The following is a 1,680-nucleotide window of genomic DNA, read 5'->3' as shown; positions in this document are numbered from 1 at the left end:
GCTTCCATCCGAACAGAACGCCAACCTACGCGGTTGCCCCTGTCAAGGGCACGGCCAGGTCTCGGTGGTAGATTTGAGCCCCGATCATTTTGGGCGCCTCAAACCTCGGCCGGTAAGCTGTTACGCTTTTCTTAGAGGGTAGCTGCTTCTAAGCTCACCTCCCGGCTGTTTAGGGCTTGAGACCACCTTCGAATCGCACTTAATCTACACTTTGGGACCTTAACCCGGCTCTGGGTTGTTCCCCTCACGGTACACAGGCTTACCCCGCGCACCGGACTCCCTTCGTCTACAGCGCCTGCGGGTTTGGAGTTCGACAGGATGGCCGACTCCTCTCGGAGGCGGGTCATCCAATCGGTAGCTCTACCCCGCGGGCTACCTCGGAAGAGGTCATGCTTCGACATGTTTCGGTTGGAACCAGCTGTTGCCAGGCTCGATGGGCCTTTCACCCCTATGCACAGATCACGAGAGGATATTGTAGAATACCAACTCTAACGGGCCTCCACGTGGCTTTCGCCACGCTTCACCCTGCCTGTGTATAGATCGCCTGGTTTCGGGTCGCACCCAAATGACTCCCCGCGCTTGAACACGGTGGCCCTCGCAATGCTGCGGCCGTATCGGTTTCCCTGCGCCTTCCTCGGTTCACGAGTTAGACTCGCCATCTAAGTGCACTCCCTGGGTCGTTTTTCAAAACGCACGACACGACGCCGGCTCGTCTCTTTTCCTACTAGAGAATCGCTTCTCGCTCGTTTCAAGAGACGCCTTCTACGCCCTGTCGCTCTATCGCCAGCTGATTTCAGGCCCTATTGCACCGCCCTTCTCGGGGTGCTTTTCAGCGTTCGCTCACGCTACTTGTTCGCTATCGGTCTCGAGGAGTGTTTAGCCTTCTCAGGGGATGCCTGAGGTGTTCACAGAGGATATCCGACCCCTGCTACTCTGGTATTGACGCCTTCTGTACTGACTCATTCTACGGGGTTGTCACCCTGTTTCACGCTCCGTTCCAGGAGACTTCGAATGAGTTGTCGAGAATTGATTGTCAACCCGAACACCACATTGGTCCGAAGACCTTCGGTTTGGGCTGTGTCGGTTTTACTCGCGGTTACTAACGACATCGCGGTTGCGTTCTTTTCCTTCCCTTACTGAGATGTTTCAATTCAGGGAGTTCCCTATTGCGCGTGGCAATTGTAAACGGATTCCGATTCGGAGATCTCATGTTCTTTCCCTCCATGCGGGTCCCATGAGCTTTTCGCAGCTTGGCACGTCCTTCGTCGGCTCTCGAGCCGAGCCATTCACCAGCTGGCACAGTAGCCAGTAGTGTGTCAGTCTCGTCTATACAGACCAGACTGACGGTGTCAAGTGACTATAATGTCACCCGACTGTATATGGTTCACTGACGTTCCACGAACTCGTATGAGTTCAGTGGACGTCTGGATCGCACGTATACACGGTCGTCATTGGATCACGTCCAGGCATGGAGCGTGTCCGTCGAACCCTTCCCATCCGCGGTTTCCCGGGATGGTGCATCGGTCGTCGTCTATTCCAACGAAATCGCGTCTCCCACTTAAGGGGACGGATTTGCGTTGGCGACATGGACTCACTGGGATTCGAACCCAGGGCATCCTCCTTGCAAGGGAGGCACTCTACCGCTGAGCTATGAGCCCACCTTCCCGTGTGGGAAGGATG

General features: G+C 55.7%; 1 tRNA gene and 1 rRNA gene. Both read right to left on the bottom strand.

Annotation, left to right across the window (positions count from 1 at the left end):
- Positions 1-1,314, bottom strand: a 23S ribosomal RNA gene (locus C461_RS15960); the annotation flags it as partial.
- 272 nt (positions 1,315-1,586) lie between these two features.
- Positions 1,587-1,658 (bottom strand) — tRNA-Ala (locus C461_RS13060).
- Between the last annotated feature and the right edge of the window lie 22 nt (positions 1,659-1,680).

This window comes from Halorubrum aidingense JCM 13560, assembly GCF_000336995.1.
Taxonomy (GTDB): Archaea; Halobacteriota; Halobacteria; order Halobacteriales; family Haloferacaceae; genus Halorubrum; species Halorubrum aidingense.
This window is presented reverse-complemented; position numbering and strand designations above follow the sequence as displayed.